This is a genomic window from Actinokineospora cianjurensis (assembly GCF_003663795.1).
Taxonomy (GTDB): Bacteria; Actinomycetota; Actinomycetes; order Mycobacteriales; family Pseudonocardiaceae; genus Actinokineospora; species Actinokineospora terrae.
Window position 1 is genome coordinate 1,632,776 of record NZ_RCDD01000001.1, and the last position, 13,452, is coordinate 1,646,227.

Consider the following 13,452-nt stretch of genomic DNA (forward strand, 5'->3'; position numbering starts at 1 on the left):
GTCACCAGCGGCGGTCAGGCGTGGCGGCTGGGCCAGGGGAGGGTGGACTTGGGTTCCTCCGGGTCCAGCCCGGCGGCCATGGCGATGGCGCGGTCCCACTCGGGGTCGGCGGTGTAGTTGCCGTGGCCCATGACCCCGGCCACCCAACGGCGGCCGGTGAACGGGCCGCGCATGGGGTCGGGGAGCCAGTGGTCGCCGCCGAGGACCAGGGCGCCGGTGGGGGAGGGGGTGGCGGCGGGGAGGGGGCCGATGGTGCCGTCGGGGCGGAAGCCGGTGCCGAGGAGTTGGTTGTCGCACACCTGGCGGTCCCAGGTGGTGACGGCGCCGCCGAGAGGGTCGGTGCCGCGGCACAGGGAGCGCCAACGGGTGCCTAGACGTTGCGACAGCTCGGCGAGTGACGCGTGTGGCACTGCGCCGGGGAACGCGCGCGGGTATGCCCACTGCAACTGCGATCCCACGGTCACTAGACCCAACCGCTGCCGTTCGGGCTCGTTCAACACATCCATCAACCGGGCCGCGGTAACCGCAACGAGAAGGCTTCCCTGACTGTGGCCCGTCAGCACTACCCGCGTCGATGGGTCCTTCAAGTGTTCCATCACGCGCGCCGCCAGCTCTGGCACGACCTTCAACGCGTAACACGGCGGCACCGTTGGATGTGCCTCACGCGGCCAAAACGACGCCAGGTCAGCGATAACACCCAACCGCCGCCCTGCCTCCGGCTCTTGCGCTGCCGTGTAGATCGCCCGCAACAGCGCGACGACCAACGCGCCGAGCGTCAGGATTCCCATGGTGGGCAACGGGTCCATCCACTGCGGCGGGTGCAGGTCCGCGATCCGGGTGGTCACCGACAAGACCGTCCCCGCCGCGAGCACCCCCGCGAACGCCAGCAACACCCGGTGCGCGTTGCGCCGCTGCCACCCCGCCGCCCGCCATCCGCGTAGTGCGGCCGAGGCGTCCGCGGGTCTGCCCGCGTGCAACATGTCGACTTCCGCGTACCCGCCGGGCGCCATCAACAGGCGTACCGCCGCGACCGCGCCGCACGGGATCGCCACGAGGAGACCGATCACCGCCGCCGCGCCCCACAACAGGGTCACCTGCTCGTAGCCGCGCGGCAGTTCGATCCCGCTGGACCCGACCACCTTGCGCAGCGAGATCGCCAGGCCCGCGCCGAACCCGCCGCCGATCAACGCGCTGATCGCCAGCACCGGCGCCGCCATCCACCCGCCTGCCCACGGCCGCAGCGCCTTGGGCTGGTGCTTCCAGGTGCGGCGGGCGATCAGCGCCGCGGGCACCAGGAACACCCCGAGCAGCACGACCACCGCGATCAACCCGGCCGCGATCGCCTCCACGGTCGGCCCGGTGCCGGTCATCCGCGCGGGGACAGGACCGGTGATCACCCCGGCCGCCACCGCCAGCGCGGCACCGCCCAGCAGCAGCACCGCCCTCGGCACCCGGCCCAGTACGGTCCTCAGGTACCGACCGGCAGTTGAGGGTTCGGCTCCCCGCGGGTCGTCCAAAGCGAGTACACACAAAACACATGTGCCCACCACCGCGAGCGCCGCGACCCACACCCACAGGGCGGGCCCATGCGCCGGTGGCGTGAACGGACCACCCAGCGGCAGCAGCGCTACCAGCGCCAACGCGGCGGTCAGGTGCAACGCGCGCAGCGCGGGGGTGTCCGGGTCGGAGACGAGGTTGCGCCCGGGCAGCTCCACCCGCTGGTTGGGCTGGGCGTCCGGCGGGTTCGGCGCGGCCGGGGTCTCCCAGGCCACCGTCGACACCCGGTGCAGCACCACGATGCCCGCGAGCACCGGCACCAGCCCGACCACCTGGCGCATCGACGTGGTGGTGCGCACCCAGTCCGGCACCCAGTCGAGGCACCCGGTCCCCGGCGCCAGGCACTGCGCGGCCAGCAGGTCCATGCTGACCACGGCGGCCTGCGACACCAGCAGCCCGGTCAGCAGCAACGCGGCCAGGCGCAGCAGCGACCGGTTCACGGTGCCGAGCAGCCGCGCCGTCCGGTGGCCGCTGGGGATCGGTGGCAGCATCCAGTGCGCCATGTTCGCCAGCGAGAACGGGAACAGCAGCGCCCAGGTCGCCTTGGCAACGCCACCGGAGGTCATCGCGCCCCAGACGTACCCCTCGACCACCCTGGGCACCGACCGGCCCTCGGCGCGCAGCACCGGACCCGGCGCGGGCCGCATCAGGCGGTCGGCAGGGCGCACGATGCGGCCCACGCCGTCACCGGCCACATCGACCGCGGCCACCGCGGTCACGAGGTTCTCCGCGGAGGTGCCCATGATGCCGTGCACGCGCAGCTCGACCACGCGAGTCTCCGAACCCGTTAGCAGCACGTCCCTCCCCGGTCACTCTCAGGCACGGATCACTCCTTTTGGTCGCCCCGCGCCCCCTGCTCCAACGGTAGTGTTCGACAGGAACCAGAAGTCTGGAGGATGTTTTCGATGACCGCAGAAGACACGCGGAGCGCGACCGGAGCGAGCTTCGCGCAGACCCGAAACGGCATCGACTTCGCCGTGGCGGACCTCTCGCTGGCCGAGTTCGGCCGCAAGGAGATCCGCCTCGCCGAGCACGAGATGCCCGGCCTGATGACACTGCGCCGCGAGTACGCCGAGGTGTACCCGCTGCGCGGGGCCCGGATCTCCGGTTCGCTGCACATGACCGTGCAGACCGCAGTCCTGATCGAGACCCTCGTCGCGCTCGGCGCCGAGGTCCGCTGGTGTTCGTGCAACATCTTCTCCACCCAGGACCACGCCGCGGCCGCGGTCGTCGTCGGTCCGCACGGCACGCCGGAGGAGCCCAAGGGCGTCCCGGTGTACGCGTGGAAGGGCGAGACGCTGCCGGAGTACTGGTGGGCGACCGAGAAGATGCTCACCTGGCCGGACGGCCCCGGCCCGAACATGATCCTCGACGACGGCGGCGACGCCACGCTGCTGGTCCACAAGGGCGTGCAGTACGAGAAGGCGGGCGTCGTGCCCGCCACCGAGGACGACGACCCGGAGGAGTGGGGCCTCATCCTCGAGACCCTGCGGCACTCGCTGGCCGCCGACTCGGGCAAGTGGACCAAGATCGCCGCCGACATCCGCGGCGTCACCGAGGAGACCACCACCGGCGTGCTGCGGCTCTACCAGCTCGCCGCGGCCGGTGAGCTGCTCTTCCCGGCGATCAACGTCAACGACTCGGTCACCAAGAGCAAGTTCGACAACCGCTACGGCATCCGGCACTCGCTCGTCGACGGCATCAACCGCGGCACCGACGTGCTGATCGCGGGCAAGGTCGCGGTCATCTGCGGCTACGGCGACGTCGGCAAGGGCTCGGCGGAGAGCCTGCGCGGGCAGGGTGCCCGGGTGGTCGTCACCGAGATCGACCCGATCTGCGCGCTGCAGGCGGCGATGGACGGCTACGAGGTCCGCACGCTGGACCAGGCCGTCGGCGACGCCGACATCATCATCACCACGACCGGCAACAAGGACGTGGTGACCGTCGAGCACATGGCCAGGATGAAGCACCAGACCATCCTGGGCAACGTCGGCCACTTCGACAACGAGCTCGACATCGCCGGCCTCACCCGCTTCCCGGGGATCCGCCGGATCAACATCAAGCCGCAGGTCGACGAGTGGGTGTTCCCGGACGGCCACTCGATCATCGTGCTGTCCGAGGGCCGCCTGCTCAACCTGGGCAACGCCACCGGGCACCCGAGCTTCGTGATGTCCAACAGCTTCTCCAACCAGGTCATCGCCCAGGTGGAGCTGTACGGCAAGCACGAGGAGTACGACCGCGAGGTGTACCGGCTGTCGAAGAAGCTGGACGAGAAGGTCGCCCGCATCCACCTGGAGGCGCTCGGCGGCACGCTCACCAAGCTGACCAAGGAGCAGGCCGAGTACATCGACGTCGATGTCGAGGGCCCGTTCAAGTCGGAGCACTACCGCTACTGACGAGTACGCCCCTACTGGGCGGTAGGCAGTTCTTCCGGGCCCCGGCACGCAACCTGCGTGCCGGGGCCCGCGTCTTATGTCACCGAAAGGTGTAACAAACAGACCCGGTCCAGCGATCTTGTGTAGTTCTGGCCTGCGCAGGGGGCAAGCCAGAGCCCAAGGAGCCGCCCCGGGGGGTGGATGGCACCGTGGACGGCGTCGGGCCCGGAGGGGAGAGCCGGGCAGGCGCCGTCCACGGCTGTCGATAGAGCCGTCCGCGGCTGTCGCAGGGCCCGCGTTAGGGTCAACCCCCGTGGGACGTCTGATCGTCATCGAGGGCCTGGACGGCGCTGGTAAGCGCACCTTGGCCGACAAGCTCACCGCCGCGTTCTCGGAGCAGGGCGCGTCCGTGGGGACCCGCGCGTTTCCCCGCTACGGGCTGTCGGTGACGGCCGACCTGGTGCAGGAGGGGCTGCACGGTCGGCTCGGGGGGCTCGGTGACTCTGTCTACGGCATGGCCGTGCTCTATGCGCTGGACCGTCAGGGGGCGCTCGACGACCTCTTGTCCGATCTGGCGTCCTTCGACGTTGTCCTGCTGGACCGCTATGTAGCGTCGAACGCCGCCTATGGCGCTGCCCGCCTGCACGAGTCCGCTACGGGCGACTTCGTGTCGTGGGTGCGTTCGATCGAGATCGAGCGGTTTGGCCTACCCGTGCCGCACGCGCAGTTGCTGCTCCGCGTCTCCGCCCAGTTGGCCGCCGAGCGCGCGACCCACCGCGAGACCGTGGACGCGCGCGCCAGGGACAAGTGGGAATCCGACACCCCGCTCCAGGTCCGCGTCGGCGAGGTCTACGACGACCTCGCCGCCACGTCCTGGCTGTCGCCCTGGCACGTCGTCGACGGCAGCACAGACCTCGACGTCTTGTCGCTAACCGGCACCTTGCTCGCCTGACCCCAGCTACCGTGATCACGTGCGACGTGATCCCCCGATCACCCTGCGTGGCGCCCTCAAGGTACTGGGCCACGACGACCACCCCTGGCTGACCCGCCTCAACGGCCTGCTCGGCGGCGTGATCCTCGCCTCCGGCCCGCTGAGCCCGCTCGCGGCGGTCTTCGGCGCGATCTGGGGCATGGTCGACCAGAAGTCCGAGGCCATGACCGGCATCCGTGGCGCACTCGACGCCGTCGGCGACCGGCTGATGGGCACCGGCGGCCTGCACCGCCAGGACCTCGTGGTCGCCGCGCACTCCACGATCGTGCTCTCCGCGTACTCCGCCGCCGTCGCCGCGCACCTCGGCGTCGACCTCACCGACGAGCAGAAGGTGGCGCTGGCCGACCTGCGACGCACCGAGGGCCAGACCCTCGTCGAGGCTCTCTACACCGCCCCGATCCCCACCCCGTCCGCCGTCATCGGGTTCGAGGCCAACATCGCCGAACTGGAGGGCTGGGCGCGGCGCCTCGGGGTCACCGTGTTCGACGTGTTCGACGTGCGGGGTGACTGGCCCTCGGTCAACCGGCACATCATCAATGACTTCAGCGACCGGTACCGGTCGCACTTCCTGGAGCTGGCGACCAAGGTCCCGGAGTTCAAGATCTGGTCCGACCAGGTCGCCGCAGCGAACCTCGCGCGTGGTCTCGCCGCCATCACCGACCTGCTCGGCCGCGGTCAGGCGGCGCGCGACCACCGCGCCCTGGTGGAGCGGGCCAACCGGAGCGAACTCGGCAAGCCCATCGTCGACACCACCGACAGCCTCGTGCTCTTCCCGTCGGTCGAGGAGATCTTCCGCACCCCGCGCTACCGGCTGACGCTGTCGGGCGGCGAGGGGCGGATCAGCAACGAGAGCTGGTGGCAGCTCCGACCGATCCACCACGACCTGGCGGTCATGCTGGCCAGGCACTTCTGCACGCCGAGAGCGCTGTCGCGGCCGCTGCTGCTGCTCGGGCACCCCGGCGCGGGCAAGTCGATCCTGATGATCGCGCTCGCCGCCCTGCTCCCCGCGTCCGACTACACGGTGATCCGGGTCCGCCTCCGCCACGTCGACGCCGGTGCCTCGATCGCGGGCCAGGTCGCCCAGGCGCTGGAGCAGGCCACCCACAACCGGGTCGGCTGGGCTGACCTCGACGGCGACGGCGACACCGTGCGGGTGGTCCTGCTCGACGGCCTCGACGAGCTCCTCCAGGCCACCACCGCCGACCGCACCGGCTACCTGCGCGACGTCGAGCAGTTCCAGCGCACCGAGGCCGCGATGGGCCAGCCGGTGGCCGTCGTGGTGACCTCCCGAACCCTGGTCGCCGACCGCGTGACCGTTCGTCCGGGAACTCCGGTGGTGAAGATCGAGGAGTTCGACCAAGAGCAAGTCGAGGCATGGCTAGAGGTCTGGAACCGAACCAACGCTGATGTCCGGCCCTTGCCCGTCCAGACCGCGTTGGCTCTACCGCAGCTCGCCGGGCAGCCGCTGCTGTTGATGATGCTTGCCATCTACTGCGCCAATCCAGCGGTTCCCCTACCGGACGCAGATATGTCCCTCGCGGACCTCTACGACAAACTCCTCACCAGCTTCGCTGAACGCGAGGTCGAGAAGTCGGCGGATTCGGTCGAACGCTTGCTCTGGCGCCTGTCGATCGCTGCTCTAGGCATGCTCAACCGCGGGGCGCAGTACATCTCGGAGGCAGACCTCACTGCCGATCTAGCCGCTCTGGGCGACCGAGCCCAGTCCGGCGAACAGGTGCTCAGCCAGTTCTTCTTCATCCACGCCCCTGAAGCCACTACGGCTAGAGGAGCCGTGCGGGGCTACGAGTTCCTCCACGCCACCTTCGGCGAATACCTGGTCGCTCACCGAATCGTCGAAATCCTCCGCGATGTCACCGACGGCTCTTACGGCAGGCGCGCTGTCCACGAACCGGATGACGAGCTCCTGTTCACGCTCTTATCCCACCAGCCACTGGCCATCCAGCGCCCCGCCATCGACTTCATCTGCGACCGCCTGCTGCTACTCGACGACAACGAGCGCAACCGCGTCGAGCGCACCCTCGACCACTTACTGCGTACCTACCGCCACCGCGGGTCCGCGAACCGCTACCCGACTTACCTGCCCGAAGCGGTCGACCAGATCAGCAAGCTCGCGGCCTACTCGGCCAACCTGGTCTTGATCCGCGTCCAGCTGACCGCAGGCGTCGACCTTGAGCGCCTGTGGCCTGATGATGGTTGGGAAGCCGTTCTGCGGCTGTGGACGGCGGGACTCGACCAGCAGGGCTTGTCCGCCGTCGTGCGGTGCCTCAAACGCCGCGGCGATCAACTCGATCTCGCGCACCCGGCGCCGGTACCCGTCGGATTGCTCGTCGCCATGCTCAGCGGCGATGTGTGGACGACCACGCGAATCCAGCTCGGTTCCGTCCTCCTCGACGGCATCCGGGTCAAGGACAACTCCCGCGAGCCTGCCGGACCCGAGGCCCTCATGCGTGCACTGGCCGCCAGGCTGTTCCCGGAGCTGGGGCTGGACTTGCCAGACCTCCTGCCCGCGATCGCGCAGCAGGTGGACGCGCTGATCGAACTACAGAGCGCCGACCAACTCGGTTCCCCAGACGGCGATCTCGGCGGCGATGTCGAGGGGCCTTGGGGGGCCTGACTGTTCCATCTCCTGGGTGATCTTGTCGCGGGGGACGAACCACGAGACCTCGAACTCCACCCCGTCCGGGTCCTTCGCGTACAGCGACTTGGACACCCCGTGGTCCGAGGCGCCGACCAGCGCGCCGACCTCGGTGAGCACCCGCTTGAACTCGGCCAGTTCCGCCAGGGTCTGCACCGACCAGGCCAGGTGGTAGAGCCCGACGCCGCCTGTGACCTGGCCGGGGGCGTCCAGTCCTACCTGGAACAACCCCAGGTCGTGGTCGTTGTCCGAGTCCGGTGCGCGCAGGAAGGCGGCGCCGGGGAACTCGGTGATCGGGCGGAAGCCGAGGACGTCGCCGTAGAAGGCCACGCTGCGCGCCACGTCGCGGACGTAGAGGACGGCGTGGTTGAGCCTGCGGATGCCCATGGGTGCTCCTGCCGGTCGGCCTGTTCAAGTTTCAACGATACTCGACGGCGGGTGCTGCGCGGGCACCCGCGCAACAGTGCGACTATGTGCCCATGAAGGCACGAGTGCTCGTGGTTGACGACGACCCGGCCCTCGCCGAGATGCTCACTATCGTGCTGCGCGGCGAGGGATTCGACACGGCCGTGGTGGCGGACGGCTCCCGGGCGCTGCCCGCGCTGCGCGAGCTGAAACCCGACCTCGTGCTGCTAGACCTGATGCTGCCGGGGATGAACGGGATCGACGTGTGCAAGGCGATCCGCGCGGAGTCCGGTGTGCCGATCGTGATGTTGACGGCCAAGAGCGACACCGTCGACATCGTGCTCGGCCTGGAGTCCGGCGCTGACGACTACGTCGTCAAGCCGTTCAAGCCCAAGGAACTGGTCGCCAGGGTGCGCGCCAGGCTGCGCAGGACCGAGTCGGAACCGGCCGAGACGCTGGGCATCGGCGACCTGACCATCGACGTCCCCGGCCACGAGGTCACCCGCGACGGCAAGGCCATCCAGCTGACCCCGCTGGAGTTCGACCTGCTGGTGGCGCTGGCCCGCAAGCCGCGCCAGGTGTTCACCCGCGAGGTCCTGCTCGAGCAGGTCTGGGGTTACCGGCACGCCGCGGACACCCGGCTGGTCAACGTGCACGTCCAGCGGCTGCGCTCCAAGGTGGAGCGCGACCCCGAGCACCCCGAGGTCGTGCTGACCGTGCGCGGCGTCGGCTACAAGGCGGGCCCTCCGTGATCGCGGATCCCCGGTGAACCCGGCGGCGAGCGGCCCTGGGCAGTGGCTCGTCCGCACTGCTCGCGGCCTGGTCGCCGCGGGCAGGCGCCGCTCCAGCGCGTTCAGCGAGCTGTGGCGGCGGTCGCTGCAGTTGCGCGTGGTGGTCAGCACACTCGCCCTGGGCTCGGCGGTGATCTTCGTGCTGGGCATGGTGCTGCAGAACCAGATCACCGAGCGGCTGCTGGCGACCAAAGAGGAAGCCGCCATCGCGCAGACCAGGATCGCGGTGCAGATCGCGGAGCGGGAACTGGGCGGCACCAGCCCGTTCGACCCCATCCGCGACAGGCTCAACAGCGCGCTCAACAAGCTCACCAGCTCTTCGCCTGACCAGTCCGGGGCAGGCTCCGCAGGCGCGTTCGAACCGGTTCTCGTCAACGACGCCCCGTACATCGCGCCGAGTGACGTCAGAGCCGCTGGACCGTACGAGAGCATCCCGCAGTCCTTGCGGGACTTCTTGCTGAACACGTCCAACCGCACCGTCTCGCAGATCTACACCGTTGACCGCAACGGCGAACGCGTCACCTACCTGATCGTCGGCGTGACGGTGGCGACCGCGAACACCGCCGTGCAGCTCTACATGCTCTTCCCGCTAGCGGCCGAGCAACGGACGATCGGCGTCGTCCAAAGCACGCTCGTCGTCGGCGGCTTGGTGCTACTGCTTCTTTTGGCCGGTATCACGAACCTCGTGACCCGGCAGGTGGTGCTGCCTGTCCGGCGTGCGGCTAGAGCCGCAGAACGGTTCGCGGACGGTGAGTTGGGCGAACGGATGGTCGTCGCCGGTGAAGACGACGTGGCCAGGCTGGCCGAGTCCTACAACGAGATGGCGGCGAGCATCGAACGGCAGATCCGCCAGCTGGAGGACTTCGGGCAGCTGCAGCGCCGGTTCACCTCCGACGTCTCGCACGAGCTGCGCACCCCGCTGACCACGGTCCGGATGGCCGCCGACGTGCTGCACGCCTCGCGCGCGCAGTTCCCGGCAGGTCTGGCCCGCTCGACCGAGCTGCTGGTCGACGAGCTCGACCGGTTCGAGTCGCTGCTCGGCGACCTGCTGGAGATCTCCCGGCTCGACGCGGGCGTTGAGGAGCTGATCGCCGAGCACGCCGACCTGCGGGCCATCGCCAGGCGCGCGGTCGAGTCGGTGCGGGTGATCGCGCGCAACGCCGGGTCGGAGATCGTGCTCGACCTGCCGGAGGGCGACGCGATCGCCGAGGTCGAGTCCCGCCGCGTCGAACGGATCCTGCGCAACCTGCTCGCCAACGCCATCGATCACGGCGAGGGCAAGCCGGTCGAGCTGCGGATGGTGCTCGACGAGAACGCGGTAGCGGTAACCGTGCGGGACCACGGTGTCGGTCTGCGCACCGGTGAGGCTGACCTGGTGTTCAACCGGTTCTGGCGCGCGGACCCCTCCCGCAACCGGCACACCGGGGGCACCGGATTGGGACTAGCGATCAGCCTTGAAGATGCCCGTCTGCACGGCGGTGGCCTTGACGCGTGGGGCGAACCGGGTGAGGGTGCCTGTTTCCGGTTGACCCTGCCTCGCAACCAGGGCGTTCAGTACGAAGACAGCCCGTTGCCGCTACTCCCGCTCGACGCCCGACCCATGACCCAGCCCGCCCCACTGCCCATCTCCGTTCCGGAGGAGGTCTACCCGTGATCCGGCTCGTCCTCGCCCTGGTGTGCGCCACGCTGCTCGCGGGCTGCGCCAACATCCCGGACCGGACGCTGCCGAGGGTCGTGGTCGACGCCACCGAGGAGCAGCCGCGCCAGGTCGGCAAACCCGCGCCGGGGCTCGACCCGTTCAACCTGGTCCAGGAGTTCGTCAAGAACGCGGGTACCCCCGACGCGGCGCGCACCTACCTCACCGAGGAGGCCAAGCCCAACTGGAAGAGCGGCGAGGCGCCGACGATCATCCAGGACGAGTTCAAGACCATCCCGCAGTCGGTGCCGGAGGGCAAGGACCCGACCAACGAGCAGGTCGTCATCCTCACCGCGACCTCCATCGGCGGCCTGGTCGGCGACTTCTCGTTCCTGCCGCAGGTGCAGTCGCTGGAGTACCGGGTGGTGATCAAGCGCCAGGACGGGCAGTGGCGCATCGCCGAGCCGCCCAACGCGGTCCTCATCCGCGAGGCGGACTTCGCGAAGAGCTACCGCAGGGTGAACCTGGAGTTCTTCGACCCCGAGCAGCGGGTCATGGTCTCCGACCCCCGCTACGTGGCGATCGAGCCGCGCCCCGGCCTCTTCGGCCGCGTGGTGTACCTGCTGCTCGGCGGCCCTTCGGAGTCGCTCAAGGGCGCGGTGCGCAACCACCTCGAAGGGCTGGAGATGAGCACCAACATCCTCCCCGAGCCCGACGGCGCCATCCTCATCAACCTCGGCAAGGTCGACAAGCCACTAGAGGACAGACAGCGCATAGCGGCGCAGTTAGTTCGATCCCTGCGCGAAGTCACCACGAGCCCGCTGCGGATCCGGAGCCAAGGACTTCCGTTGGTGCCAGGTCACGAGGACTGGACGACCGGCGACGTGGGTGCGTACGACTCGCTGTCCGCGCTTAAGGCAGACCTCCTAGGACTTGCCGTTGTCGGTGGACGCCTCTACTCCCTGCGCGACGGCAAGAAGCTGGACGGGCCCACAGGAGACGGCAGCTACGACATCGTCAGCGCCGCGCAGTCACTGGACGGCGGCCTGCTGGCAGTCGTGCAACGGACTCCGGGCGGGATGAAACTGCGCGTGGGTAAGTCAGACGGCGATCTGCCCGAGGTGAGCCTGCCTGCCGCGGCCACTCTCACCAGACCCACCTGGCTGTTCGCTGGATCGAACGAGGCCATGCCTAACGAGGTCTGGACGGTGCAAGACGGGACTTTGGTTGTCCGCGTCGTCCGCACCAACGAGGGAAAGTGGGAGGACTACCCGGTCGACGCCTCGGAGTTCACCCGCAACGGCGGCACGATCACCCAACTCCGCCTCTCCCGAGACGGCGCCCGCGTCGCGGCCGTGGTCAACGGCGAGATCCGGGTCGCCTCGGTCGTCAGGCCCAACGACGCCGTCACGATCCGCTCCGGCCGGACCCTGCAAGCGGGGATCGTGAAGGACGTCGTCGGCCTCGACTGGCTCGACCGGCTCACCGTCATCGCCGCGACCGACCAGCCGATCCGGCCGGTGGTGAGCATGTCGGTCGACGGGTACGCGTACACCGCCTACAACAAGACCAACCTCACGCTGCCGGTCACGGCGGTCACCGCGGCCCCCGGTCGGTCGACGATCGTGACCGACGGGTCCGGGATGTGGACCACCGGCGAGGCGGGGAAGGTCTGGCAGTACCACCAGAACAACCTCGGCTCGGCGGCGCTGCCGTTCTACCCCGGCTGACCTGCGGGTTCCTGGCCCTGTGGACAACTTCGGGCACGGCGGGCCGGGGTGGGCGATCCTCACCGCGTGATTCTCGATCTCGTGGTGTCGCTGGTGTCGCTGGTTGTCGCCTGCCTGCCTGCCTGTGGACAACTTCGCGCGTGCCGTCGCGGCAGCGGCCACCCTGCTCGCATGCGGATGCTGCTGGACCTCCTGATCCCCTTGACCTGCGCAGGCTGCGGCGAGCCGGGCACCTCCTGGTGCACCCGGTGCGCCGCGACCCTGGTCGGCCTGCGCGCGGTCGAGCGGAGCGCCACGAAGGGCGTTCCCGTGCTGGCCCTCACGGCCTACGGCGGACCGGCGCGGCGGGCGATCATCGCCTACAAGGAGCGCAACCGGCGCGCGCTGGCCGAGCCGCTCGGGCGGGCACTGGCCGCCGCGTTGCCCGACCTCGCCGAGCGGGTGCCCGCGGTGCGCGCCGCCTGCCCCGGGCTGGCCACCCTGTCGGGCAAGTCGGCTCCGTCACCCGGCGTCGCTCGTGTGGGCGACCCGCTGTGGTTCGTCCCGGCGCCGTCGAGTCGGGCGGCGGTGCGGCGGCGGGGTGGGCACCACATGGCCGGGGTGGCCGAGGTGGTGGCCCGGGTCCTGGTGCTCGGGGGCGTGCAGGCCCGGGTCGCGCCGGTGTTGCTGCTGGCCGGTCGCGCGCGGGACTCGGTGGGGCTCGATGTGGCCGGGCGACGGGAGAACCTGGCGCGGCACCTGTGTGTCTCCGGCCGGGGTGTCCCACCGCCGGGTGCACCCGTACTGGTGCTCGACGACGTCGTCACCACCGGTTCGACCGCCGCCGCCTGCGCGGGCGCGCTGCGGGCGGCCGGGCTGTCGGTACTCGCCGTGCTCGCCTGCGCCGCGACCGTCTGACGAGAGATCCATCCCACAGTCTGATACCCCCGAAAGAGTGAAGGAGAGTCGGGAACCGTACGCCGTTCGGGGCCGTTGGCCGGATATGAGGGTGAGCAGGCGGGTGGTCTTGGACCCGGTGGCGCAGCGGTCGGGTCCGCTCGACCGAACACGCCCTGCCGCTGCTCGGCCCCCGGTGCTGCGCCGCTCGGGGGAACGGGTTCGCCGCGGTGGTCGCGGCCCGCTCCCGGTTCGGCCGCGCGTGGCCGCCCGCCCGTCGCACGACGTCACGCTCGGTCGCGAACGGATGTCGCCCGCCTCGGGGGCTGTTGCTCGGTCGAAACGCGGGCTAACGTGCATCGCTATCACCGTTCCCGGCAAGCGGGGAGGAGGCGAGTAGCCCATGACCCTGGTGCCGGTGGAGCGTTGACCGAA

Annotated in this window: 9 protein-coding genes; 7 read left to right on the top strand and 2 right to left on the bottom strand. The window is 69.9% G+C overall.

The genetic code is table 11. From position 1 onward, the window contains the following. Nucleotides 1–14 precede the first annotated feature (14 nt). On the bottom strand, nucleotides 15–2,300 hold the full coding sequence (locus tag CLV68_RS07835; RefSeq protein ID WP_170224349.1) for a hypothetical protein: 2,286 nt from the start codon (nucleotides 2,298–2,300) through the stop codon (nucleotides 15–17). 162 nt (nucleotides 2,301–2,462) lie between these two features. Between CLV68_RS07835 and ahcY the strand changes: the two genes are divergently transcribed. The 3 genes from ahcY to CLV68_RS07850 all read left to right on the top strand — a co-directional run bounded on the left by ahcY (nucleotide 2,463) and on the right by CLV68_RS07850 (nucleotide 7,558). Next, nucleotides 2,463–3,953 (top strand): adenosylhomocysteinase, encoded by a 1,491-nt coding sequence (ahcY, locus tag CLV68_RS07840; RefSeq protein ID WP_121389792.1) that lies wholly within the window; start codon nucleotides 2,463–2,465, stop codon nucleotides 3,951–3,953. A 292-nt stretch (nucleotides 3,954–4,245) separates the two neighbouring features. Then, a complete protein-coding gene (locus CLV68_RS07845; RefSeq protein WP_121389793.1) occupies nucleotides 4,246–4,884 on the top strand; it encodes a dTMP kinase in 639 nt (212 codons plus the stop codon). A gap of 19 nt (nucleotides 4,885–4,903) precedes the next feature. Then, a complete protein-coding gene (locus tag CLV68_RS07850; protein WP_121389794.1) occupies nucleotides 4,904–7,558 on the top strand; it encodes an NACHT domain-containing protein in 2,655 nt (884 codons plus the stop codon). On the opposite strand, the gene CLV68_RS07855 is transcribed toward CLV68_RS07850, so the two are convergent. Further along, nucleotides 7,484–7,966, bottom strand: coding sequence for a VOC family protein (locus CLV68_RS07855; protein WP_121389795.1), 483 nt, complete (start codon nucleotides 7,964–7,966; stop codon nucleotides 7,484–7,486). The genes CLV68_RS07850 and CLV68_RS07855 overlap by 75 nt on opposite strands. Nucleotides 7,967–8,058: 92 nt before the next feature. Here CLV68_RS07855 and mtrA point away from each other — a divergent pair, with 92 nt between their 5' ends. The 4 genes from mtrA to CLV68_RS07875 all read left to right on the top strand — a co-directional run bounded on the left by mtrA (nucleotide 8,059) and on the right by CLV68_RS07875 (nucleotide 13,038). Beyond that, nucleotides 8,059–8,736, top strand: coding sequence for an MtrAB system response regulator MtrA (mtrA, locus tag CLV68_RS07860; protein ID WP_121391040.1), 678 nt, complete (start codon nucleotides 8,059–8,061; stop codon nucleotides 8,734–8,736). Between the two features lie 13 nt (nucleotides 8,737–8,749). Beyond that, nucleotides 8,750–10,429: an MtrAB system histidine kinase MtrB gene (gene mtrB, locus CLV68_RS07865; RefSeq protein WP_121389796.1), complete on the top strand. Its 1,680-nt coding sequence runs from the start codon at nucleotides 8,750–8,752 to the stop codon at nucleotides 10,427–10,429. Further along, on the top strand, nucleotides 10,426–12,141 hold the full coding sequence (locus CLV68_RS07870; protein WP_121389797.1) for an LpqB family beta-propeller domain-containing protein: 1,716 nt from the start codon (nucleotides 10,426–10,428) through the stop codon (nucleotides 12,139–12,141). The genes mtrB and CLV68_RS07870 overlap by 4 nt, the downstream gene beginning before the upstream one ends. 171 nt (nucleotides 12,142–12,312) lie before the next feature. Then, complete coding sequence (locus tag CLV68_RS07875; RefSeq protein ID WP_121389798.1) at nucleotides 12,313–13,038, top strand: ComF family protein; 726 nt, start codon at nucleotides 12,313–12,315, stop codon at nucleotides 13,036–13,038. Nucleotides 13,039–13,452 lie beyond the last annotated feature (414 nt).

Bases quoted from the DNA above. Each gene is read 5' to 3' on its own strand.
- CLV68_RS07835 (WP_170224349.1), bottom strand. From the start codon at position 2,300: ATGGGCACCTCCGCGGAGAACCTCGTGACCGCGGTGGCCGCGGTCGAT.
- ahcY (WP_121389792.1), top strand. From the start codon at position 2,463: ATGACCGCAGAAGACACGCGGAGCGCGACCGGAGCGAGCTTCGCGCAG.
- CLV68_RS07855 (WP_121389795.1), bottom strand. From the start codon at position 7,966: ATGGGCATCCGCAGGCTCAACCACGCCGTCCTCTACGTCCGCGACGTG.
- mtrA (WP_121391040.1), top strand. From the start codon at position 8,059: ATGAAGGCACGAGTGCTCGTGGTTGACGACGACCCGGCCCTCGCCGAG.
- CLV68_RS07875 (WP_121389798.1), top strand. From the start codon at position 12,313: ATGCGGATGCTGCTGGACCTCCTGATCCCCTTGACCTGCGCAGGCTGC.